The sequence below is a fragment of the Phenylobacterium sp. genome, from assembly GCF_004299445.1.
Taxonomy (GTDB): Bacteria; Pseudomonadota; Alphaproteobacteria; order Caulobacterales; family Caulobacteraceae; genus Phenylobacterium.
Map to the genome: position 1 here is coordinate 62093 of NZ_SCTC01000037.1, position 20025 is coordinate 82117.

At 69.6% G+C, this 20025-nt stretch carries 22 protein-coding genes; 6 read left to right on the forward strand and 16 right to left on the reverse strand.

Translation table 11 applies throughout. The features are described 5' to 3' along the window. Window positions 1-39: 39 nt before the first annotated feature. Window positions 40-1182, reverse strand: a complete 1143-nt coding sequence (locus EPN98_RS09230) for a hypothetical protein (RefSeq protein WP_293362393.1) — start codon at window positions 1180-1182, stop codon at window positions 40-42. A gap of 4 nt (window positions 1183-1186) precedes the next feature. Next, entirely contained in the window at window positions 1187-1594 is a 408-nt protein-coding gene (locus tag EPN98_RS09235) for an OB-fold domain-containing protein (RefSeq protein ID WP_293362394.1), read from the reverse strand. Between the two features lie 106 nt (window positions 1595-1700). Here EPN98_RS09235 and EPN98_RS09240 point away from each other — a divergent pair, with 106 nt between their 5' ends. After that, window positions 1701-2144 (forward strand): DUF1810 domain-containing protein, encoded by a 444-nt coding sequence (locus tag EPN98_RS09240; protein WP_293362395.1) that lies wholly within the window; start codon window positions 1701-1703, stop codon window positions 2142-2144. Here the strand turns inward: EPN98_RS09240 and EPN98_RS09245 are convergent. Next, window positions 2141-2335, reverse strand: a complete 195-nt coding sequence (locus EPN98_RS09245; RefSeq protein WP_293362396.1) for a hypothetical protein — start codon at window positions 2333-2335, stop codon at window positions 2141-2143. The genes EPN98_RS09240 and EPN98_RS09245 overlap by 4 nt on opposite strands. A gap of 51 nt (window positions 2336-2386) precedes the next feature. Next, window positions 2387-3013, reverse strand: a complete 627-nt coding sequence (locus EPN98_RS09250; RefSeq protein ID WP_293362397.1) for a helix-turn-helix transcriptional regulator — start codon at window positions 3011-3013, stop codon at window positions 2387-2389. A 180-nt stretch (window positions 3014-3193) separates the two neighbouring features. Here EPN98_RS09250 and EPN98_RS09255 point away from each other — a divergent pair, with 180 nt between their 5' ends. After that, window positions 3194-3499 (forward strand): NIPSNAP family protein, encoded by a 306-nt coding sequence (locus tag EPN98_RS09255; protein WP_293362398.1) that lies wholly within the window; start codon window positions 3194-3196, stop codon window positions 3497-3499. 76 nt (window positions 3500-3575) lie between these two features. Here the strand turns inward: EPN98_RS09255 and EPN98_RS09260 are convergent, their stop codons facing one another. Continuing rightward, window positions 3576-3953 (reverse strand): DUF559 domain-containing protein, encoded by a 378-nt coding sequence (locus EPN98_RS09260; RefSeq protein ID WP_366558470.1) that lies wholly within the window; start codon window positions 3951-3953, stop codon window positions 3576-3578. A gap of 111 nt (window positions 3954-4064) precedes the next feature. After that, window positions 4065-4235: a hypothetical protein gene (locus tag EPN98_RS09265; protein ID WP_293362400.1), complete on the reverse strand. Its 171-nt coding sequence runs from the start codon at window positions 4233-4235 to the stop codon at window positions 4065-4067. A gap of 109 nt (window positions 4236-4344) precedes the next feature. Between EPN98_RS09265 and EPN98_RS09270 the strand changes: the two genes are divergently transcribed. Next, window positions 4345-5244, forward strand: coding sequence for a DsbA family protein (locus EPN98_RS09270; RefSeq protein ID WP_293362401.1), 900 nt, complete (start codon window positions 4345-4347; stop codon window positions 5242-5244). A 44-nt stretch (window positions 5245-5288) separates the two neighbouring features. Here EPN98_RS09270 and EPN98_RS09275 read toward each other — a convergent pair whose 3' ends face one another. The 3 genes from EPN98_RS09275 to EPN98_RS09285 are packed head-to-tail and all read right to left on the reverse strand — an operon-like array spanning window position 5289 to window position 7989. Then, a complete protein-coding gene (locus EPN98_RS09275) occupies window positions 5289-5672 on the reverse strand; it encodes a hypothetical protein (RefSeq protein ID WP_293362402.1) in 384 nt (127 codons plus the stop codon). Continuing rightward, on the reverse strand, window positions 5669-6694 hold the full coding sequence (locus EPN98_RS09280) for a phosphotransferase family protein (protein ID WP_293362403.1): 1026 nt from the start codon (window positions 6692-6694) through the stop codon (window positions 5669-5671). Before EPN98_RS09280 ends, EPN98_RS09275 begins: the two co-directional genes overlap by 4 nt. Beyond that, complete coding sequence (locus EPN98_RS09285) at window positions 6694-7989, reverse strand: cytochrome P450 (protein ID WP_293362404.1); 1296 nt, start codon at window positions 7987-7989, stop codon at window positions 6694-6696. Before EPN98_RS09285 ends, EPN98_RS09280 begins: the two co-directional genes overlap by 1 nt. Window positions 7990-8130: 141 nt before the next feature. Here EPN98_RS09285 and EPN98_RS09290 point away from each other — a divergent pair, with 141 nt between their 5' ends. Continuing rightward, window positions 8131-9207, forward strand: coding sequence for a hypothetical protein (locus EPN98_RS09290; RefSeq protein ID WP_293362405.1), 1077 nt, complete (start codon window positions 8131-8133; stop codon window positions 9205-9207). A 34-nt stretch (window positions 9208-9241) separates the two neighbouring features. Here EPN98_RS09290 and EPN98_RS09295 read toward each other — a convergent pair whose 3' ends face one another. Further along, window positions 9242-10132: a LysR substrate-binding domain-containing protein gene (locus tag EPN98_RS09295; protein WP_293362406.1), complete on the reverse strand. Its 891-nt coding sequence runs from the start codon at window positions 10130-10132 to the stop codon at window positions 9242-9244. Between the two features lie 89 nt (window positions 10133-10221). Here EPN98_RS09295 and EPN98_RS09300 point away from each other — a divergent pair, with 89 nt between their 5' ends. Next, on the forward strand, window positions 10222-11670 hold the full coding sequence (locus tag EPN98_RS09300) for an NADP-dependent isocitrate dehydrogenase (protein ID WP_293362407.1): 1449 nt from the start codon (window positions 10222-10224) through the stop codon (window positions 11668-11670). Between the two features lie 242 nt (window positions 11671-11912). Here the strand turns inward: EPN98_RS09300 and EPN98_RS09305 are convergent, their stop codons facing one another. From EPN98_RS09305 to cpaB, 6 genes are read right to left on the reverse strand one after another with little or no spacing between them, the layout of a single operon-like run. After that, window positions 11913-12872: a type II secretion system F family protein gene (locus EPN98_RS09305; protein WP_293362408.1), complete on the reverse strand. Its 960-nt coding sequence runs from the start codon at window positions 12870-12872 to the stop codon at window positions 11913-11915. A gap of 4 nt (window positions 12873-12876) precedes the next feature. After that, window positions 12877-13848: a type II secretion system F family protein gene (locus EPN98_RS09310; RefSeq protein ID WP_293362409.1), complete on the reverse strand. Its 972-nt coding sequence runs from the start codon at window positions 13846-13848 to the stop codon at window positions 12877-12879. After that, window positions 13848-15242, reverse strand: coding sequence for a CpaF family protein (locus EPN98_RS09315; RefSeq protein ID WP_293362410.1), 1395 nt, complete (start codon window positions 15240-15242; stop codon window positions 13848-13850). The genes EPN98_RS09310 and EPN98_RS09315 overlap by 1 nt, the downstream gene beginning before the upstream one ends. A 2-nt stretch (window positions 15243-15244) precedes the next feature. After that, the gene (locus tag EPN98_RS09320; protein WP_293362411.1) at window positions 15245-16444 is read right to left on the reverse strand and encodes a cellulose synthase operon protein YhjQ/BcsQ; all 1200 of its coding nucleotides are present in this window, start codon (window positions 16442-16444) and stop codon (window positions 15245-15247) included. 8 nt (window positions 16445-16452) lie between these two features. Next, the gene (locus EPN98_RS09325) at window positions 16453-17793 is read right to left on the reverse strand and encodes a type II and III secretion system protein family protein (protein ID WP_293362412.1); all 1341 of its coding nucleotides are present in this window, start codon (window positions 17791-17793) and stop codon (window positions 16453-16455) included. A 26-nt stretch (window positions 17794-17819) separates the two neighbouring features. Next, the gene (cpaB, locus tag EPN98_RS09330) at window positions 17820-18764 is read right to left on the reverse strand and encodes a Flp pilus assembly protein CpaB (protein WP_293362413.1); all 945 of its coding nucleotides are present in this window, start codon (window positions 18762-18764) and stop codon (window positions 17820-17822) included. 185 nt (window positions 18765-18949) lie between these two features. Here cpaB and EPN98_RS09335 point away from each other — a divergent pair, with 185 nt between their 5' ends. Further along, the gene (locus tag EPN98_RS09335; RefSeq protein ID WP_293362414.1) at window positions 18950-19879 is read left to right on the forward strand and encodes an aldo/keto reductase; all 930 of its coding nucleotides are present in this window, start codon (window positions 18950-18952) and stop codon (window positions 19877-19879) included. Window positions 19880-20025 lie beyond the last annotated feature (146 nt).

Here is a 20025-nt window from a genome sequence, read left to right on the forward strand (position 1 = left end):
CGCGAAGCGGTGGAGGGGGCGCTGAGGCCGCACTGACGCCTACGGCGCCTCGTTGCCGAAGATCACCGTGCCGGCGGCGCCGAACATGCCGCCGACGCCCTGGCAGACGCTGATCTTGGCGCCCGGCACCTGGGCGGGAGCGATCCCGCGCATCTGCCGCACGCTCTCCTGCAGAGCGTACATGCCGTACATGCCCGAGTGCATGTAGCTGAGGCCGCCGCCGTTGGTGTTGAGCGGCAGCTTGCCGCCCGCGCGGGTGTTGCCCTCGCGGATGAAGGCCGCCGCCTCGCCCGGCTTCACGAAGCCCAGGTCCTCCAGCCCGTAGAGCGGCAGGTGGGCGAAGGCGTCGTAGATCATCAGGTGGTCGACGTCGGCGTGCCTGATGCCCGCTTCCTCGAACGCCGCCTTGCCGCTGATGCGGAAGGCGGTGGACGAGTTCGAGTCATACATCTGGCTGACCAGCGGGGTCTCGACGCTCTCGCCGGTGCCCAGCACGTAGACCGGCTTCTGCGGGAAGTCCTTGGCCCGGTCGGCCGAGGTGAGGATCAGGGCGCCGCCGCCGTCGGTGACGAGGCAGCACATCAGGATGCGGAACGGATAGGCGATCATCCGCGAGTTCATCACGTCGTCGACGGTGATCGGGTCCTTGAAGGTGGCCCGCGGGTTCTTCGCCGCCCACTCGCGCTGGACGACGGCGACGTGCGCCAGGTCTTCCTGGGTATAGCCGCGGGTTTTCAGGTAGCGCAGCACCGGGACCGTGAACATGCTGGGCGGGCCCACCGGGCCGTAGGGCATCTCGAACTGGCCGGCGAGGCTGGAGGGCGAGGCGCCGAAGCGGCCGGCGCCGACGCGGCTCTTCCCCGACTCCCCGTGGGTGACCAGGATGGTCTTTGCGTGGCCGGCCGCGATGGCCGCCGCGGCGTGGCGCACGTGCAGCATGAACGAGCAGCCGCCCACCGACGTGCCGTCGGCGTAGTTCGGCTTGATGCCCAGGTACCAGGCCAGCTCGGTGGGGCTGACGCCGGCGGTGGCGACGCCGTCGATGTCGGACGGCTTCAGGCCCGCGTCGGCCATTGCGTTCAGCGCGGCGTCGGCGTGCAGGCCGATCACGGACAGGTCCGGGATGACGCCCATCTTGGTGGTTTCAGCGGCCCCGACGACCGCGACAGATCCGGGTTTCATGCGATCAGGCTCCCGCCGGCTTGAAGAAGGGCAGGGCGATGGTGTCGCTCATCTTCTCGAAGACGACCTCCAGGGGCATGTCGAGTTGCAGCGCCTCGGGCGTCTGCGGGCAGCCCACGATGTTGGTCATCATGGTGGGGCCTTCCTCCAGCTTCACGACCGCGATGGCGTAGGGCTCGGTCCCCATGTCGGGACGGGGGCGGTGGTTGATCACATAGGACCACAGCACGGCCCGACCGCTCGCCTTGAAGACCTCAATGTCGCGCGAGCCGGTCTTCGGGCAGAAGGGACGGGGTGGGAAATAGGCTTCCTGGGTGTCTCGATTGCGCTGCAGAAGGAGTTCGCCCTTCAGTGCGCCTTCCCAGAAATGGCGGGTCTCCGGCGTGGGCTCCGGCAACATGCGTGATGGCATCTGAAAAATCCGTCCCCTTCGAAAAATCGGTTTGGTCTGGGCTGCGAAATAGCAGCGCCGCAGGAAAGACGAGACCGCGGCCGTTGTCACGTGCTGGAATGCGGCGATGGGCGACGACTATGACCTAGGGCGATATGTGCGGGCGCAGGACGCGCCGGCCGGGTCGGGGACGACCTACGAGGCGGCGTTGGCCGAGCTTCGCGCGGGCCTGAAGCAGACCCACTGGATGTGGTTCGTCCTGCCCCAGCTCTTGGGCCTGGGCGAGAGCGCGATGTCGCGGACGTACGGGATCATCAGCCTGGGCGAGGCGAAGGCCTATTTGGAGCACCCGATCCTGGGCCCGCGCCTGCGCAGCTGCGTGGCGGCCGTCAACGGGGTTCAGGGCCGGACGGCGTTCCAGATCTTCGGCCGGCCCGACGACCGGAAGTTCCGCGCGTGCCTGACGCTGTTCGCGCACGCGACGAACGACAACACCGACTTCATGATGGCCCTGGTGAAGTACTTCCCCGGCGGGTTCGACAAGCAGACCTTGAAGCGCCTGGGAGTCTAGGCCTGCGGCGCCACTTCGCGCAGCAGCCGCGCGCGGAGGCTGGCTTCGATGTCGCCGGCGGGCGCCAGCGTCAGCGCCGGCCGCGGCGCGTCGGCCTGACGGCAGTGCGTCAGCCACGCCACGAAGGCCCAGCGCGGAAGGCTGAGGTCGTGTTGGGCGGAGGCCCAGGATCGTGGCGGGGCATGGTTCATACCCCTTATACGCGCGCAGGCTCGCCGCGGATGAGCAGGGTGAACGAAAGCCTAATCCTGCGCTGCGGCTGCCGGCCTGCCCATCCGCCCGAAGGTCTGCTCGAAGGCGTGCTGGCCGGGGGCGGAGAAGGCGACGATGCGGGTTCCCTCGACGCGGCGGGCCCAGCCCAGGGCATAGATGCGGTCCAGCAGGCCGATGCCGAACTGGCCGGCCAGGTGGCTGCGGCGCACGCTCCAGTCCAGGCAGGCCTTGCAGAGCGGGCGCCGGCCCGCGGTCTCCAGGCAGACGCCGAAGTCGCGGGCGAAGGCGCGGCCAGCCTCGGTGATGACCAGCGAGCCCTCGCGGTCGGCGATGCGGCCCTGGGCGATCAGGGCGTCCAGCATGGCCACGCCCGCGTCGCCGGCCAGGTGGTTGTAGCAGACGCGCGCCTTGCGCAGGGCCGGGTCGCGTGGGCCGGGGCGGGTGCGCATGTGGCCCGCGCGGCCGGCCAGCAGGGCCAGCTGTTCCATCACGTCGGCCACGTCCTGCCCGGCGAGGACGAAGTAGTTGTGGCGGCCTTCGCAGCGGCGGCGGATCAGGCCGCCGGCCTCCAACTGGGCCAGGTGCGAACTGGCCGTCTGGGGCGTGACGCCGGCCTCTCGGGCCAGTTCGCCGGCGGTCCAGGCCTGCCCGCCCACAGGGCCGAAAGCATGTTGGCGCGGGCCGGCTCGCCCAGCAGGGCGGCGATCCGGGTGATGTCGGGGCCGAGCTTCATGGGCCGACCATAGCGCGGCGCGGGGCGGGACGCTTCGGCCGCGGCCGAACCGTCGCGGGCGGGCCGACGGCTAGTTCAGGGTCAACGAAACCGGAGCCGTCCCATGACCGTCACCTGCTGCATCCGCTATGTCATCGATCCGTTCCAGGCGGCCGAGTTCGAGGCCTACGCCCGCAACTGGCTCACCATCATCCCGGCGTGCGGGGGCGACCTGCTTGGCTATTTCCTGCCGCACGAGGGGACCAACAACGTGGCCCTGGCGCTGATCTCGTTCGAGAGCCTGGCCGCCTACGAGACCTATCGCGCGCGGCTGCGGGCCGACGCGTCCGGCGCCGCGAACTTCGCCATGGCCCAGGCGAAGCGGTTCATCCTGAGCGAGGCGCGCACCTGGCTGACGCCGGTGACCTAGCAATCTGCCTTTCCCACGCAGTGGGAGAGGGGGACCGCCCGCCGAAGAGCGGGTGGTGGAGAGGGCATGCCGCCGCTCAGACCTCTGGGCTGCGAATCCGCTCCGCCGCCCGGACGATGACGGCATCCGCGACACTGCTGAGATTGCCATAGACCGAACCTGCGCCGACACGCAGCACCTCGATCCCCTGGGACTTCAGCCAGCGATCGCGGGCCTCGTCCCTCGCCTGCTTCTCATCGTCCCAATGGGTGGAGCCGTCGATCTCCACCGCAAGCTTCGCCGCCGGGCAGTAGAAGTCGAAGATCATCGAGACGAAGGCGTACTGCCGACGGAAGATCGGCTTATCCTCGCCGCGGGTCTTGAGGCGAGACCAGAGCATGATCTCAGGCTCGGTCATGTCCTTACGGAGAGTCTTTGACCGATTCCGCATTCGGATCGACATCCGGTACGCCATGCCGGCCGCGCGCCCTCTCCACCCCCCGCTCTTCGCCTGCGGCTCGGCGGGCGGTCCCCCTCTCCCACTACGTGGGAAAGGCAGTCTGGCAGAGGTTGAACAAAAAGAGAACTAACTCCGTAGCGTGTTCTCGGCCTTCATCGCTTCGTAGGCGCGGCGCAGGGTGGCGGCGGCGTCTTCGATCTGGGCTTCGAAGTCGGCGAGCAGGCGGTCGTAGTGACCGTCCATCAGCTTCTCCTCGACGCTGCGTGCATCGACAGGCTTTGGTTTGGTCGCCGCCATGGTCTTCGTTCCCTTGTCGCCCCCCATGAAGAGCGCGGCGGGGTTTCCGCGCGATTTACGTGGGCGCAGTTTTGGCCGACGGTTGGCGCAAACAGCGGAGGATCAGTCCATGGAACGCGTCGAGGTCGTGGAATACACCGACGCCGTCTGCTCGACGGCCTGGGGCGCCGAGCCCCTGCTGCGCCGGCTGGCCTGGCGGCATGGGCATAACCTGGCCTGGCGCAAGGTGATGGGCGGGCTGGTGGGCGACGCCTCCACCGGCAAGGCGGGCTGGGACCGGGTCAGCGCCGCCGAGCCGATGCGGGCCTACTGGAAGCGGGTCTGGCGCCTGACCGACATGCCTTATCCCAACCCGATGAAGCTGATGCTGCGCTCGACCGACCCGCTGGGCCAGGCGGTGAAGGCGGCCGAGCGGCAGGGACAGGACGTGGCCGATGCGGTGCTGCGCCGGTTCCGCGAGCAGATCTTCGTCTTCGGGCTGGGCCCCCAGACCCCCGACGAGTTCGCCGCCGCGGCCGTGGGCGTGCCAGGGCTGGATGTCGCCCGCTGGCTGGCGGACTATCAACTGCCCGAGGTGGCGGCGGCCTATCGTGCGGACTGGCAGGAGACGCGCGAGCCCAACGACTGGGTGCGCAACCTGAAGCACGACAGCCCCATGAACGGCGAACTGAAGCACTCCGAGGGCCACGACCGCTACGCCCTGCCGACCGTGATCTTCCGGGGACCGGGCGGCGAACATACGGCGGCGGGCTGGGTGCCCTATGAAGACTACGAGGCGGCGCTTGAAGCCGCGTCGCCGGGCATCCTCGCGGACGGCCGGCCCGACCCCACGCCGGAGCAGGCGTTCGCCCGCTGGGGCGTGCTGGCCGACAAGGAACTGTCGTTCCTGTGCGGCGAGGGGGCCAGGCCGCCGGCCGGCGTGGTGACCCACGACTGGGGCGACGGACTGGTGTTCTTCACGCCGGCCGAGGCGAAGGCGCGGGGGTTGGTCGAGGCGGTGGAGGCCTAGTTCGCGTCCACAACCCCACGACGACCAATGTTCGGGAGCTGCGGCTAAACCGGCGCGGTCGAGAGCTTTCGGCGTTCCGTCGAGGCGACCAGTTCCGCCCAGATCGCGTCCTGGCGGGCGGTGTCGCCGGCGGCTTCGGCGGCGGCGTGGGCGTCGATGATCGCGGCGCGAAGGCGGTTGTTCTCGGCCTGGAGGGCGGAGATGCGCAGGTCGGCGTCCTCGCCCGTCTCGGCCAGCAACGCACGGATGGCGCGGTTCTCTTCGACCAGGATCGCGGCCTGGCGGTCCCAGACCTCGGCGGCCAGGCCGAGCAGCGCGGCAGTGAGGCCGAGGTCGCTGGCGCGCTCGGCGGGCGGCGCGTTGGGCGCAGCGTTGCGGATCATCAGGGCGGCCAGTTCGGCCAGCACGGGCGGGACGGGTGGGTTCATAGGCGGCCCATCACCTGCAGCATGGCGCGGTGCTGAGCGTTGATCAGCCACCAGGCGGGGTAGATCATGATTGGCGCCTTGTTGCCCCCGCGATTGAAGGCGGCGGCCGAGCCCACCCAGATCCCCTGACCCTTCACGCAGTTGAAGAGAATCCACCAGTGCAGCGCGGCCGGGTCGGCCTTGAGGCCGCTGGCGCGCTCCCAGATCGCCACCGCCTCGGCCTGGGCGGCGAGGCCCCCGGCGCGGCCGGTCCCGAAACGCCAGACAGGCTGCAGCGACCAGCCGAGGTCTTCCAGCGGATCGCCCAGGTGGGCCATTTCCCAGTCCAGCACGCCGTGAATTTCGCCGGCCGCGTCGTAGAGGAAGTTGCCAGTCCGGAAGTCGCCGTGGACCACGCTGAGCTTCTGGGCGGGCGGCGGCGGGTTGGCCCGCAACCAGCGGATGGCGGCCCGGGTGACGGGCAGAGGCTCGGCCTGGTCCTTGTCGATCAGGGCTTCCCAGTGGTCGAGCTCGCGCCGCCAGCAGCCGTCGAGGGGCGGGCTTTCCATCCAGGGGGTGAGGCCGACGGCTTCGGGATCGGCCTTGGCGATCTCGCCCAGGATCGTCCACTTGCGATCGGCCACTCTGGCCAGGACATCCGGGGTCGCGCTGGCGAACAGGACCTGTGGCGAGGCCTGGAAGCCCGCGATCTCCTCGGCGACGAAGAAGGGGTGGTCCAGCGCGTCGGACCCTTCCTCCAGCCACAGCATTTCGGGCACCGGGACGGCCGAGCCGCGGAACGCGCGATAGGCCTCGAACTCCACCCGCCGCTCAGTGTCGATCAGGCTGGCCGGCGGATCTCGGCGCAGGATCATCCTGCGGGTGCGCGCGGTCGCGTCCTCGTTCCAGCTCAGCAGGAAGCGGTAGGTCTCGCGGCTGGCCCCGCCCGAGATGCGTTCGAGCGCCGAGACGGCGACGCCGCTCGCATCCGGCATTCGTCCGGCGATGTACGCCGCCAGCCGCGGCTCCAGAGGGTGGGCCATCAGGCCATCTTGAAGCGGATCGGCAGGCGCTTGGGACCGTTCACGAAGAAGGACTGGCTCATCGCCGGTTCGCCGCTGATCTCGACGGATTCGAGGCGGGGGATCAGTTCCTCCCAGAGGATGCGCATCTCCATCTTGGCCAGGTGCTGGCCAAGGCAGAGGTGAGCGCCGTAGCCGAACGCCAGGTGCCTGTTGGGCTTGCGGTCGACCTGGAAGGTGTCGGGCGCGTCGAAGACATCCTCGTCGCGGTTACCCGAGGCGTAGCAGAGCATCAGCCAGTCGCCCTGCTTCACATTGCGGCCGCGCACCTGGGTGTCGGCCGTGGCGGTGCGCATGAAGGTCTTCACCGGCGTGGTCCAGCGGATCGATTCGTCCACCAGCCCGGCGCAGAGCGAGAGGTCGGCCTTGACCTTGCGCAACTCGGCCGGGTTCTCGGCCAGGGCCCACAGGGCGCCGGCGGTGGACGAGCTGGTCGTGTCGTGGCCGGCCGTCGCGACGATGATGTAGTAGCTCATTGCCTCGAGGTCCGAGATCGGATTGCCGTCGACCTGGCTGTTGGCGATCGCCGAGGCGAGGTCGTCGGTTGGGTTGGCGCGGCGCGCCTCGGACAGCTTGCGGAAGTATTCGAAGAAGTCGGTGATGACGCCGAAGTCCATCTGCCGCTCTTCCATCGGCTTGTCCGCGTCGGCGCTCTTGCGGCCCAGCTCGGGGTCGGTGGCGCCGAACAGCTCCTGGGTCAGCTTGAGCATCCTGGGCTCGTCGCTCTCGGGAACGCCCAGGATCTCCATGATCACGTGCAGGGGGTAGTGCAGCGCGACCTCGTTGACGAAATCGCACTCGCCGCCCTTGGCGGCCATGCGCTCGACCGCGGCCCGCGCGATGACGCGGACGCGATCCTCCAGCCGCTTCAGGTTCTGCGGCATGAACCAGGCCTGGGTGAGCAGGCGGTACTTGAGGTGGTCGGGGGCATCCATGTGGATGAGCGTGCGCAGCAGGTGCGGACTGCCCCCCATCATCTCGCGCACCTTGCGGTCGGCCGCCTGGCTGGTCAGGACCGGGTTGCGATCGCCGTTGTGGAACAGGTCGTTCTGGCGGCTGATCTCCAGGATGTCGTCGTGCCGGGTGGCCACCCAGAACGGATCGACGCCCTCGATCTCGGCCACGCCGAACGGCTCGTTCTTCCGCAGCCAGCGATAGGTGTCATGGATGCGCCGGTCGGCGTAGGCGGCGGGGTCGGCCAGGTTGTTGGCGTGTTCCTGAGGAATCCGGTGGTCGGCGGCGGTCATGACGCTCATTCACAAATTTCGCCGTCCGAGTGACGCGAGGTCACCGGGGACGACGCCTCCAGTTTGTCCTTATCGTGGGTGCGAGCAGACACCTCGACGCGACGGGCCGCAAGCATGACCGCGCGTCAACTTCATCAGGGAGAGACCGGCGTGCTGACCAAGGGCGACGACTATCCGATTCACCAGACGCCGGAGCCGATCGCCTATGCCGGCTCGGACCGCAACTTCTACGACCGCTACTTCTTCAACGCCTATGCGCCGGACGGGTCGGCGTTCGTCGCCGTTGCGTTCGGGGTCTATCCGGCCCTCAACGTGGCCGACGCGCACATCGCCATCGTGAAGGACGGCAAGGAACGGTGCCTGCACGCCAGCCGCGTGCTGGGCATGGAGCGGATGGATATCCGCGTGGGGCCGATCGCCATCGACATCGTCGAGCCGCTGCAGGTCCTGAAGGTGACGGTGACCGGAACCGAGGGCATCGCGGGCGAGATCACCTTCGAGGGGCGCAGCTTCCCGATCGAGGAGCCCCGGTTCGTGCGGCGCAACGGCCCGCGCCTGTTCATGGACTACACGCGGCTGACGCAGAACGTGCGGGCCTCGGGCTGGGTCGAGGTCGACGGCGAGCGGATCGCGATCTCGGGCTGGGTGGGCACGCGCGACCGTTCCTGGGGCATCCGGCCGGTCGGCGCGCCCGATCCGCAGCCGACGCCGGGCGGCATGATGGCCCAGTTCTTCTGGCAGTGGTCGCCGATCAATTTCGAGGACCGCTCCGTGTTCTTCCACATCAACGCCGATGGCGACGGCAAGCCCTGGAACACGCGCGCGGTGATCCTGCCCGACGGGGCGGGGCCCGAGGGCGGCCATCACACCGAGGCGGCCACGATGGAGACCGAGCTGGTTCCGGGGACCCGGCATGCGAAGCGCGGGGTCCTGACGATCCCGATGGAGCAGGGCGCGGCGACGGTGACGATCGAGCCTACGGGCAACACGTTCCTGATGCGCGGCATCGGCTATGGGGGCGAGTGGCGCCACGGCGCGCTCAAGGGCGAGCTGGCGGTGGCCCGCGAGGACATCGACTGCGCCAACTTCGATAGCAACGACATGAGCAACCTGCACATCCAGGCGATCAGCAAGGCCACGCTCTCGGTCCCGGGCCAACCCGACCAGCACGGGATCGGGGTGTTCGAGCAGCTGATCCTGGGGCCCTATCGGCCGCTGGCTCTCTAGCGTCGCGTCAGGGGGGCATGCCACGATCCCGGGCTCAGCCTGCCCCTTCGGCCATGGCGTGGCGGCGGTCGAGGGACGACAGGATGAACTCGGCCAGGCGCTCGGCGGCGCGGGGCACCGCTGTGGCCGCGCGCATCAGCGCGATCTCGGTGTCCGCAAGCGTCGGCAACCCGGTCTCGGGGCCCAGGATCGTCAGGTCGGGCGGGGTCATGTCGCGCGGCAGGACCGTGACGCCCAGGCCTGCGCGCAAGGCGGCGTGCTGGCCGGCCAGCGACGGACTTGTATAGGCGATGCGCCAGGCCCGCCCGGCCTGCTCCAGCGTGCCGATCGCACGCCGGCGGTAGACACAGGGGCTGGGCGCCACCACCAGCGGCGCGCGCTCGGCGCGATCCAGGACGCCCGGGTCGCCGGCGACCCAGACAAGGCCCTCGCGCCAGACCCGCACGCCCAGGTCCGGGCCTGACGGCTCGCGCTTGACCAGCGCCAGATCGAGAGCGCCGTCCCGCAATTCGTCCAGCAGGTGAAGCGTCAGGTCGCACGTGACGCTGAGCGACACGCGGGGGTGGGCCTGGGCGAACTCGCCCAGGATGGCGGGCAGGTGGACCGTGGCGAAGTCCTCGGGGGAACCCAGCCGCACCTCGCCCTCGACGTCGGCCTCGGTCAGGCGGCCGACGATGTCGTCGTTCAGCCGCAGCAACCGCCGCGCCTCGGGCAGGAAGGACTCCCCTTCCGCCGTGAGCGCCACGTGGCGCGGATCGCGCGAGAGCAGCGCCCGGCCGAGGCGGTCCTCGAGCCGGCGCACCTGCAGGCTTACGGCCGACTGCGTACGGCCCAGGCGCTCGGCCGCACGGGTGAAGTTCCGGGTTTCGGCGACGGCGACCAGGGTTCGCACAAGGTCGAGATCCAGGTTCACGAGGCGGGCCATGATGATGAATCGTAATCACAAGCATTGATAACATCAAGTTTCCAAATCCCCGGGGGCAGACCAAAGGACGGCGGAACAAGGAGACACCCATGTCCAACCCGACGGCTTTCACCCCCATCACCGTGGCCCATGGCGACGGAATCGGGCCCGAGATCATGCAGGCGACCCTGGATGTGCTGCAGGCCGCAGGCGCGCGCCTCGACATCGAAACCATCGAGATCGGCCAGTCCGTCTACGCCCGCGGCTTCAGCGCCGGCATCGCGCCGGACGCGTGGGAAAGCCTGCGGCGCACGCGGGTGTTCCTGAAGGCGCCGATCACCACGCCGCAGGGCGGCGGCTTCAAGTCGCTGAACGTGACGATCCGCAAGTCGCTGGGCCTGTTCGCCAATGTGCGGCCGACGACGGCCTACGCGCCCTTCGTCGCGACGCGGCACCCGAACATGGACGTGGTGATCGTGCGCGAGAATGAGGAGGACCTCTACGCCGGAATCGAGCATCGCCAGACCGATCAGGTCTTCCAGTGCCTGAAACTGGTGAGCCGGCCGGGCTGCGAGCGGATCGTGCGCTACGCGTTCGAGTATGCCCGCGCGAACGGCCGCCGCAAGGTCAGCTGCTTCACCAAGGACAACATCATGAAGCTGACCGACGGCCTCTTCCACGAGGTCTTCGACGAGATCGGCCTCGAATACCCCGAGCTGGAGAAGGACCACTGGATCGTGGATATCGGCGCGGCGCGGCTGGCCGACGCGCCGGAAACGTTCGACGTCATCGTGACGCCCAACCTCTACGGCGACATCCTGTCGGACATAGCGGCGGAGATCGCGGGCTCGGTGGGCCTGGCCGGCTCGGCGAACGTCGGCCAGAACGTCGCGATGTTCGAGGCCATCCACGGCTCGGCGCCCACGCTGGCCGGACTGGACGCGGCCAACCCCTCGGGCCTGATGCTGGCGGGGGTCATGATGCTGAACCACATCGGCCAGCCCCAGGCGGCCGAACGAGTGCACAACGCCTGGCTGGCCACGCTGGAGGCGGGCGTCCACACCGCCGACGTGTTCCAGTCGGGCCAGTCGGCGCAGAAGGTCGGAACGCAGGCGTTCGCACAGAGCGTGATCGAGCGCCTCGGCTGCAAGCCGCAGCGTCTGGCGCCCGTCTCCTACGGGGCCGCGAAGCCCTTCGCCCTGCCCGCGCCCAAGCCGCGTCCGCCGGCGCACAAGCAGACCGTCGGCGTCGACCTCTTCGTCCAGTTCGACGGGGCGCCGGATGCGCTGGCGCAGAAGCTGTCCAGCATCCAGAACGGGCCGCTGTCGCTGAAGATGATCACGAACCGCGGGGTCAAGGTCTGGCCGGACGGCCTGCCCGAGACCTTCTGCACCGACCACTGGCGTTGCCGGTTCATGAACGGGGGCGGACCGGTCACCCTCAGCGACATCGTGGGACTCTCTGCGCGAGCGGCCGACGCCGGCGTCGACTTCATCAAGACCGAGCACCTCTGCACCTTCGACGGCGTGCCGGGGTTCAGCCTCGGCCAGGGGCAGTAGGCGGCGCCATGAACACGAAATGGGATCCGGCCGACGAGGGATCGTACTGGGTGATCGGAGGCCGCTACGTGGACATGACCTTCACCGCGCGCAGCTGGTCGGAGGTCGCCGGTCCATACCCCACGCGGTACGAAGCCGAGGAGGTGTGGCGCAAGCTGAGCTACATCTACTCGGCCGAGGCGCGCGTTCGTTTCACGATCGTGCGTGACGCCGAGGAGGCGGGCAACGCGGCCGCGGTCGGATCAGCCCCCGAGCCCGCCATTGGAGAACACCTTCACCAGGCGGACGGCGGCGGGGAGCATCAGGGCGCCCAGCAGCGACGGGAAGATGAAGAGGATCAGGGGCACGGTCAGCTTGGCCGAAAGGCCCAGGGCCTTCTCCTCGGCCCGCAGCATCCGCTTCGAGCGCATGTCGGCCGAGAACACCGACAGGGTTTCGCCCAGGCTGGTGCCCATCTCTTCGGCCTGGCGCAGCATGGTGGCCAGCGCGCGGGCGTCGTCGATGCCCAGGCGGTCGGCGAAGGCGCTCCAGGCGTCCTTGCGGGCGCGGCCGGCGCGCAGCTCCAGCACCAGGAAGCGCAGGTGAACGGTTAGGGTCGGATAGCGCCGCTCCAGCTCTTCCGTCACGCGGCTGACCGCGGCGTCCAGCGAAAGGCCCGCCTCGACCGAGGCGACCAGCAGGTCGAGCAGGTCGGGAAAGCCCTCGGAATACTCGCGTTCCCGCGTGGTCTTGCGCTGCTTCAGCACCTGGTCCGGGCCGTAGAGCGCGGCGACCGAGACGCCGACGGCCAGTAGCAGGGCGCCCATGTTGCCGTTTTTTTGGCCGATCAGCATGGGTAGGGTCAGCATCACCGCCACGGTCGCGGCGGCGACGCAGGCGGCCTTGATCCCCAGGAAGATCACCGGCGCCTCGCGGCTGTAGAAGCCGGCCTGCATAAGGCGGGACCGCAGCAGCGACACCTTGGCCGGGTCGCGCACCGCGCTCTGCTGGCCCAGGCGCTGCACCGCGCCAAGGACCCGGGCGCCGAGCTCGCCGCCGGGCTTCTCGACGACCGTCGGCCGACCTCCGCTGGCGGCCCCGGCCAGGCGGCCGCGGCGCAGGGCGCGGACGCGAAGCTCGCCGAAGCCGATCCAGCCCAGCCCGGCCAGGGCGCCCAGGGTGAGCACCAGGCCCGCGATGTAGATGATGGTGTCGAGCGCCATCGGATCAGAGCCGCATGTCGATCATGCGCCGCATGATCATGTTGCCGAGGAAGACCCAGAAGCCGAGGCCGGCCAGGCCGTACTTCACCAGGGGCTCGTCGATGACCTCGCCGTAGAAGTTGGGGGCCATCATGATGATCATGCCCAGCGCCACGAACGGCGCGGCGGTGAGGATCATCGCCGAGGCGCGGCCTTCCGAGGACGCGGCCTTGATCTTCAGGCGCATCTTGTGGCGGTCGCGCACGGTGTTGGCGTTGAGCTTGAGCAGGCCGGTCAGGTTGCCGCCGGTCTTCTCCTGCAGGCGCACGGTGGCGGCGAAGAGGTCGACGTCGGCGTGCTGGCAGCGCTCGGCCATCCGCTCGACCGCCTGCTCCAGGGTGGCGCCATAGGCGATCTCGTCGGCGGCCATGCCGAACTCGGTGCCGATCGGGTCGCTCATCTCGCGGCCCACCAGGGCCACGGCGGCGGGCACCGGGTGGCCGGCCTCGAGCGAGCGGACGATGATGTCCAGCGCCTGCGGCAGCTGGAAGCCCAGCGCGGCGTTGCGCTTGCCGGCCTTCCACTTGAGCACGCCCAGCGGGATCAGCACGCCGCCCAGCACCATGCCGCCGGGCACGGCCAGCGGTGTCTTCAGCAGCACATAGCCGCCGACGCCGCAGATCAGCGCCGAGGCGCCGACGTAGGTGAGCCACTTGCGCTGGTCGTAGGGCAGACCCGAGGCGACGATCATGTTCGAGAGCCAGCGCAGGTTCTCGGAGCGGGCGCCGGACGCGGTCAGGCCCCGCTGCTTGCGCAGCTCGACCACCAGGGCCGAGATCCCCTCGACCTTCTCGCCCACCTGCAGGCGCCGGTTTACCTGGCGCTTCTGCGTGGCGACGGTGAAGACGCCGGTCAGGCCCTGGACCAGCGCGAACACGGCCGCGCCGATCATCAGCATGACGATGAACTTGGCGTCGATCTCGAAGGCCGGGAGCATCAGAGCGTCTTGTTCGGGTCGAAGTTGGCGGTGTCGTACGGGATGCCCCGGCGGAGCATCTCGTCGAGGCAGCGGGGGCGCAGGCCGGTGGCGCGGTGCTCGCCGTGGACCGTGCCGTCGGCGTCGGTGTGGGTGCGGTGGAACAGGAAGATGTCCTGCATCTGCACGACGTTGCCTTCCATCCCCACGATCTCGCTGACGTGGGTGACCTTGCGCTTGCCGTCCGACAGGCGGTTGACCTGCACCACCATCCCGACGGCCGAGGCGATCTGGTAGCGCACGGCCTCGGCGCCGATGTTGAGGCCGCCCATGGCCACCATCTGCTCCAGGCGGCTTACGGCCTCGCGCGGGTTGTTCGAGTGGATCGTGGCCATCGAGCCCTCGTGGCCCGTGTTCATGGCCTGCAGCATGTCGAAGGCCTCTTCGGAACGCACCTCGCCCAGGATCACGCGGTCCGGGCGCATCCGCAGGGCGTTCTTGACCAGCTCGCGCTGGCGGATTTCGCCCTTGCCCTCGATGTTGGGCGGGCGGGTCTCCATGCGCACCACGTGCGGCTGCTGCAGCTGCAGCTCGGCGGCGTCCTCGATGGTGATCAGGCGCTCGCCGTGGCTGATGGCGGCCGAGAGCGCGTTGAGCAGCGTCGTCTTGCCCGAACCGGTGCCGCCCGAGATCACCGTCGAGACCCGGCTCTTCACCGCGCCATGGAGGAACTCGGCCATGGCCGGCGTCATGGCTCCGAACTCGACCAGCTTCTCGAGCGTCAGCGGCTTCTTGGAGAACTTCCGGATCGAGACCGAGCAGCCGTCGATGGCGATGGGCGGGATGGCGGCGTTCACGCGGCTGCCGTCGGGGAGGCGGGCGTCGACCATCGGCTGGCTCTCGTCGATCCGGCGGCCGACGCCGGCGACGATGCGGTTGACGATCCGCAGCAGGTGGTCGTTGTCGCGGAAGCGGATGGGCGTGAGCTCCAGCTCGCCGCGGCGCTCGACGTAAACCTGGAAGGGGCCGTTGATCAGGATGTCGTTGATCGACTCGTCCTTGAGCAGCGGCTCGATCGGCCCCAGCCCCACCATCTCGTCGAAGATCGAGGCGCCCAGGACGTCCAGTTCCTTGGCGTTCAGCGCCATCCGCTCGGCGCGGGCGAACTCGTTCACCTGGCCCAGGACCTGGCGGCGCAGCTCGCCCTCTTCCAGCTTGTCCAGCTTGGCGAGGTCGAGTTCGTCGATGAGCTTGGCGTGCAGGCGAAGGCGCAGGTCGAGGTTGGGGTCGCGCGGCGGGGCCTTGGCGGTCTTGGGCTCGACCTTGGCGACCGGCGCGGCGACCGGCGCCGGGGCGGCGACGGGCTGCTGCGGCGCGGGCTGGGCGGCGGGCCGCGCGAGGCTGAACCGGCCCATCGTCAGGCTGCCTTGGCGGTGTCACGCCGTGGCGGCTGTGCCGCCAGCTGGGTGACCAGGGTCTGGATGTCCTTGACGATCTTGGACTTGGGCCGGTGCTGGGCGATGGGGCCGCCCAGGTTCACCGAGGCGGCGGCGGCCTCCCAGTCGGAGCTGATGCCCGCCTCGGCCTTGCGCTGCAGGGCCTTCTCGGACTCGGTCATCGACGGCGCCGGCCCGAACATGCGGCTGGCCAGGCGGTTCAGCACGATGCGCGGGCGCAGACCGGTGCCCAGGCCGTCCTCGATTTCGTCGGAATAGGCGCGCGCCGCCAGCAGGGCCGGCACGGTCAGTTCCGAGATCACCAGCACCTCGTCGCAGCCCGCCAGGGCCTCGAGGGTCCAGGGGCGGCGATGACGCGGGATGTCCAGGATGACCCACTCGTAGCATTCGCAGGCGACTTCCAGCATGCGCAGGATCGCCTCGCGGCTCACGGCGTCGAAGGCCGTGGCGTCGCGGACGCCGGCGATCAGGTCGAGGCCCTTGGACACTGGGGTGACGAAGGCGTGCAGCATGGCCGCGTCGATGCGGTCGGCGGCCTGGCCGAAGTCGGCGAGGCGGGTGGTGGGCGTGCAGCCCAGGTAGGCGGCGGCGGCGCCATCGGCGAGGTTGAGGTCCACAAGGCAGACCGAGTGTTCCTTGCCCGACTGGGCCGCCAGGGCATAGGCGATCTCGATGGCGATGGTGGTCGCGCCCGACCCGCCGACGGCGCCGCTGACGCCCCAGCACCGCGAGTCGGTTCCGCTGGCCATCGCCGCGGCGGCGGCCGGGGCGGCCTCGGACAGCAGCGCCTTGACCGCCGAGGCCAGCTGCTCGGACGTGAACGGCGCCTCGAGGATGTCGGCGGCCTCCATGCGCAGAACGTTGCGCACCAGGCCGGCGGGCAGGCTCCGGCCCAGCATCAGCAGCGGCGGCGCGTTGCGCATGCCCGACAGCGCCTTCACCGCCGCGGCCAGCGCGTGGTCTTCCGAGGCGTCGGCGTCGATCAGCACGAGGTCGTAGGCGCCGACCCGCAGGCTCTCCAGCTGAGAAACCGAGCCGTGGTCCAGCGTCGCGCCGGCGAGGGGCCCCTTGGCGTAGGCGTCGAAGCCTGCGCCCAGGCCCAGGATGCGGCGGCCTGCGATCTCGACAGTGGGGGTGGAACCGGACTTGGGACGCAACATGGATGGGGTCACTTCGTGGCGGGCCGCGCGCCGGCGTTCGGGCTGGACTCGCGCCCCTTGGTCTTGCCGTAGAGGAACAGTTCGGACTGGGTGGCCTCGCGGCCGGGCAGCTCGTCGACCGCCGGGATCGCGCGATCCGCAGGTGTCGCCAGCCGCGGCGTCACGATGATGAGCAACTCGGTTTCGGCCCGCTTCCACTGCGCCGACCGGAACAGGGCGCCCAGCACCGGAACCGATCCGAGGCCCGGGGTCTGCTGGACCGAGTTGCGGTTGTTGCGCTGGAACATGCCGGCCATGGCGAAGGTGTCGCCCGGACGCAGGTCGAGCGTGGTCGAGGCGCGCCGGACGGTGAGGCCCGGGACGGTCAGGTCGCGCAGCGTGAGGGCGTTGCCGTAGTCCAGCTCGCTGACCTCGGGCTCGACCGCGATGCGGATCCAGCCGTTCTCCTTCACGGTCGGCGTGAAGTTCAGCTTCACGCCGTAGGGCTTGAACTCGATCGCGATGGTGTTGAGGTCCTGCGGTACCGGGAACGGGAACTCGCCGCCGGCCAGGAAGGTCGCCTTCTCGCCCGAGATCGCCACCAGGTTCGGCTTGGCGAGCGCCCGCACCAGGCCCTTCTCCTCCAGCGCCTGCAGCGTGGTGTTGATGTTGGCCGCGTTCCAGCCGCCGTTCGTGCTGACCACGCCATGCGGCGGCGTCAGAGCGCCGATGAGACCCGAGCCGGTGACCACGCCGAACGAGCTGTTGAAGACGTTCAGGTCGACGCCGATGTCCTTCAGGCCGGACCGGCTGGCTTCCAGGATGCGGACCTCGAGGATCACCTGCTGCGAGTTGCGCACGGTCAGGCGTGAGAGCACCGAGTCGGGCGCGTACTTCTCGGCCAGCTTCTCGGCCCCGGCCTGCACGCCGGCGGTCGAGATGTCGCCGCTCAGCAGCAGCATCTCGCCCAGGTTCTTCACCAGGATGGCTTCGGTCGGATAGGCGGCCTTGAGATCCTGCTGCAGGCCCTCGGCGTCGTAGCCGACGCGGATGTCGATCACTTCCGACAGCCCGCCGCCGCGCCCGTAGACCAGCATGTTGGTCGAGCCGAACTCCATGCCCTGGACGTAGAAGCTGGACTCCGACGTGGCCGTGACCTTGGCGATCTCGGGCTGGGCGATCACGATCTTCGAGGCCGGGCCGGGCAGGCGGAACTGCAGCGACTTGTCGCGTGGCACGTGGATCGTGCGGCGCATGACCGGTTCGCTGCCGAGCGTCTGGGCGGCGGCCGGCGCTACGGGCAGCAATGCGCCACAGGTCACGGTGGCGAGCGCGACGGCGGCGAGCGCCCCGGACAGGGTGCGTGACATGGGGAAGGCCTGCATGGTCATCGGGCTCAGCTCACGCCCGAGGCGTTCGACGCGGGCTGGCCGGGCGCGGGGCTGCTCGGCGCAGCAGGCGCCGGAGCCGCCGCAGGGGCGCGGCTGCGGCCGCCGCCGCCGCTGCTGCGCTTCGAGGGCTCGCCTTCGACGATCAGGATGGCGTAGCTGCGCGCCGGGCCGGCCGACGCGGTCCGCACCGCGCGCGGCGCCGACGAGCGGCCGCCCGAGAGGAAGTCGTTCGTGCGCAGCGGCTTTGCCGCGGCGATCTCGGCGGCCCCGTTGCGGCGCAGCGCCAGCGACAGGTTGCCCAGGGTCGAGGCCAGCGAGAGCTTCTGCGAGTCCTCGACAGACACCTCGATGGTGGCCGTGTTGGGGCTGGCCGGCTTGTCCGACGTGGGGTCGGCGTTGAGGTCCATGCCCAGCACGCGGGCGTTCTGGACCACGACGTACGAGATGAAATTGCGCTCGGGGCCGCTGGGGGTCAGGTCGCGCAGCAGCACCACGTCGACGTGGTCGCCGGGCAGCGCGTGGCCGCCCACGCCGCTGGCGTCGTCCACCTTCAGCGTATAGGCGCGCATGCCCTCGGCGATGGCCGCCGACACGATCGGCCGCGAACCGGGGCCAGAGATCTTCATGGGCAGCAGGGGCTCCCGCGCCGCCAGCGGCGTCAGGGCCACGGGGGCGCCGCCCCGGTCGGCCGCCAGCACGGCGCCCACCGTCGTGAACGCGCCCTCGGGGATCGCGTCCTTCGGGGCCTTGATCACCGTCAGCATCGAGGCCTGGAGCTTCTCGCCATACTTGATGGCGCGGCTGGTCACGACCATCGGCTCGCCCTGGACCTGCGCCTGCACGATGGGGCTCTTCGCGGCGGCGTTGGGCAGCATCACCTTCGCGACCACGAGGGCGCCCAGACCCAGGACGGCGGAAGCTGCGAGACTGACGATGGTGACGACGCGCATGCGCTGATCCGGCCAACACTTCTTTTGTTATGCCGGGGAGTTAACGACGACCGCCTTGCGAACTCGCCAAGAAACACAGTGAAGATCGCGGTAGGGTTTCTGAAGAACCGCCGCTGCGTGGCTGGCGCTGGAAGCGCTTCCCCCGGTAGGTTGGGCGGACAGACATCAGACAGGGAGGACGGGCGATGAAGGTTCGCCGGCTGGGAAATTCGGGCCTGAAGGTCAGCGTCGTGGGGCTGGGCTGCAACAACTTCGGCATGCGCATCGACGCCGATCAGACGCAGGCCGTCGTGGACGCGGCCATCGACGCCGGCATCACGCTCTTCGACACCGCCGACATCTACGGCGGGACCAAGTCGGAGGAGTTCCTGGGGAAGGCGCTAGGCAAGCGCCGCCACGACATCGTGCTGGCCACCAAGTTCGGCATGCGGATCGGCGGCGACCCCAAGAAGCAGGGCGGCGCACGCAAGTGGATCATGCAGGCGGTGGAGGACAGCCTGCGCCGGCTGGGCACGGACTACATCGACCTCTATCAGCACCACCAGCCCGACCCGGACACCCCCGTCGACGAGACGCTGCGGGCGCTGGACGACCTCGTGTCGCAGGGCAAGGTCCGCTACCTCGGCAACTCGAACTACACCGGCTGGCAGATCGCCGACGCCGACTGGACGGCGGCGGGCGGAACCCGCTTCGTCTCGGCCCAGAACCTCTATTCGCTGCTGGAGCGTGACGTGGAGCGCGAGGTGCTGCCGGCGTGCGAACACTTCGGCCTGGGCTTCCTGCCGTTCTTCCCGCTGGCCTCGGGCCTGTTGAGCGGGAAGTACCGCCGCGGCGAGGCCCCGCCCGAGGGCACCCGGCTGGAGGCCTGGGGCGCGCGGGGCCAGGCGGCCATGAGCGACTCCAACTTCGACAAGGTCGAGGCCTTGGAGGCGTGGGCGAAGGAGCGTGGGCATACGATCCTGGAACTCGCCTTCGCCTGGCTGCTGGGCCACGAGGTGGTGAGCTCGGTGATCGCCGGCGCCACGACCGTGGAGCAGGTGAAGACCAACGCGGCGACGGCGGAGTGGCGCCTGACGCCGCAGGAGGTCGAAGAGGTCGGGAAGCTGGTCTCGTAGGCGCCATCCCTCCCCTTCATGGGGAGGGCGGCGAGCGAAGCGAGCCGGGTGGGGAGACCTTGACCTCCCCAACGGCATTCCGGTTTCCCCACCCCGATGCGCCGACGCGCATCGACCCTTCCCATAAAGGGGAGGGATGAGAGGGA

Coding starts and splice junctions, on each gene's coding strand:
- EPN98_RS09285 (WP_293362404.1), bottom strand. CDS start 7,989: ATGAGCGTCATGACCGCCGCCGACCACCGGATTCCTCAGGAACACGCC.
- EPN98_RS09240 (WP_293362395.1), top strand. CDS start 1,701: ATGGGCGACGACTATGACCTAGGGCGATATGTGCGGGCGCAGGACGCG.
- EPN98_RS09245 (WP_293362396.1), bottom strand. CDS start 2,335: ATGAACCATGCCCCGCCACGATCCTGGGCCTCCGCCCAACACGACCTC.
- EPN98_RS09310 (WP_293362409.1), bottom strand. CDS start 13,848: ATGCTCCCGGCCTTCGAGATCGACGCCAAGTTCATCGTCATGCTGATG.
- EPN98_RS09315 (WP_293362410.1), bottom strand. CDS start 15,242: ATGGGCCGGTTCAGCCTCGCGCGGCCCGCCGCCCAGCCCGCGCCGCAG.
- EPN98_RS09320 (WP_293362411.1), bottom strand. CDS start 16,444: ATGTTGCGTCCCAAGTCCGGTTCCACCCCCACTGTCGAGATCGCAGGC.
- EPN98_RS09275 (WP_293362402.1), bottom strand. CDS start 5,672: ATGAACCCACCCGTCCCGCCCGTGCTGGCCGAACTGGCCGCCCTGATG.
- EPN98_RS09325 (WP_293362412.1), bottom strand. CDS start 17,793: ATGTCACGCACCCTGTCCGGGGCGCTCGCCGCCGTCGCGCTCGCCACC.
- EPN98_RS09335 (WP_293362414.1), top strand. CDS start 18,950: ATGAAGGTTCGCCGGCTGGGAAATTCGGGCCTGAAGGTCAGCGTCGTG.
- EPN98_RS09260 (WP_366558470.1), bottom strand. CDS start 3,953: ATGGCGTACCGGATGTCGATCCGAATGCGGAATCGGTCAAAGACTCTC.
- EPN98_RS09230 (WP_293362393.1), bottom strand. CDS start 1,182: ATGAAACCCGGATCTGTCGCGGTCGTCGGGGCCGCTGAAACCACCAAG.
- cpaB (WP_293362413.1), bottom strand. CDS start 18,764: ATGCGCGTCGTCACCATCGTCAGTCTCGCAGCTTCCGCCGTCCTGGGT.
- EPN98_RS09270 (WP_293362401.1), top strand. CDS start 4,345: ATGGAACGCGTCGAGGTCGTGGAATACACCGACGCCGTCTGCTCGACG.
- EPN98_RS09300 (WP_293362407.1), top strand. CDS start 10,222: ATGTCCAACCCGACGGCTTTCACCCCCATCACCGTGGCCCATGGCGAC.
- EPN98_RS09255 (WP_293362398.1), top strand. CDS start 3,194: ATGACCGTCACCTGCTGCATCCGCTATGTCATCGATCCGTTCCAGGCG.
- EPN98_RS09305 (WP_293362408.1), bottom strand. CDS start 12,872: ATGGCGCTCGACACCATCATCTACATCGCGGGCCTGGTGCTCACCCTG.
- EPN98_RS09235 (WP_293362394.1), bottom strand. CDS start 1,594: ATGCCATCACGCATGTTGCCGGAGCCCACGCCGGAGACCCGCCATTTC.
- EPN98_RS09265 (WP_293362400.1), bottom strand. CDS start 4,235: ATGGCGGCGACCAAACCAAAGCCTGTCGATGCACGCAGCGTCGAGGAG.
- EPN98_RS09280 (WP_293362403.1), bottom strand. CDS start 6,694: ATGGCCCACCCTCTGGAGCCGCGGCTGGCGGCGTACATCGCCGGACGA.
- EPN98_RS09295 (WP_293362406.1), bottom strand. CDS start 10,132: ATGGCCCGCCTCGTGAACCTGGATCTCGACCTTGTGCGAACCCTGGTC.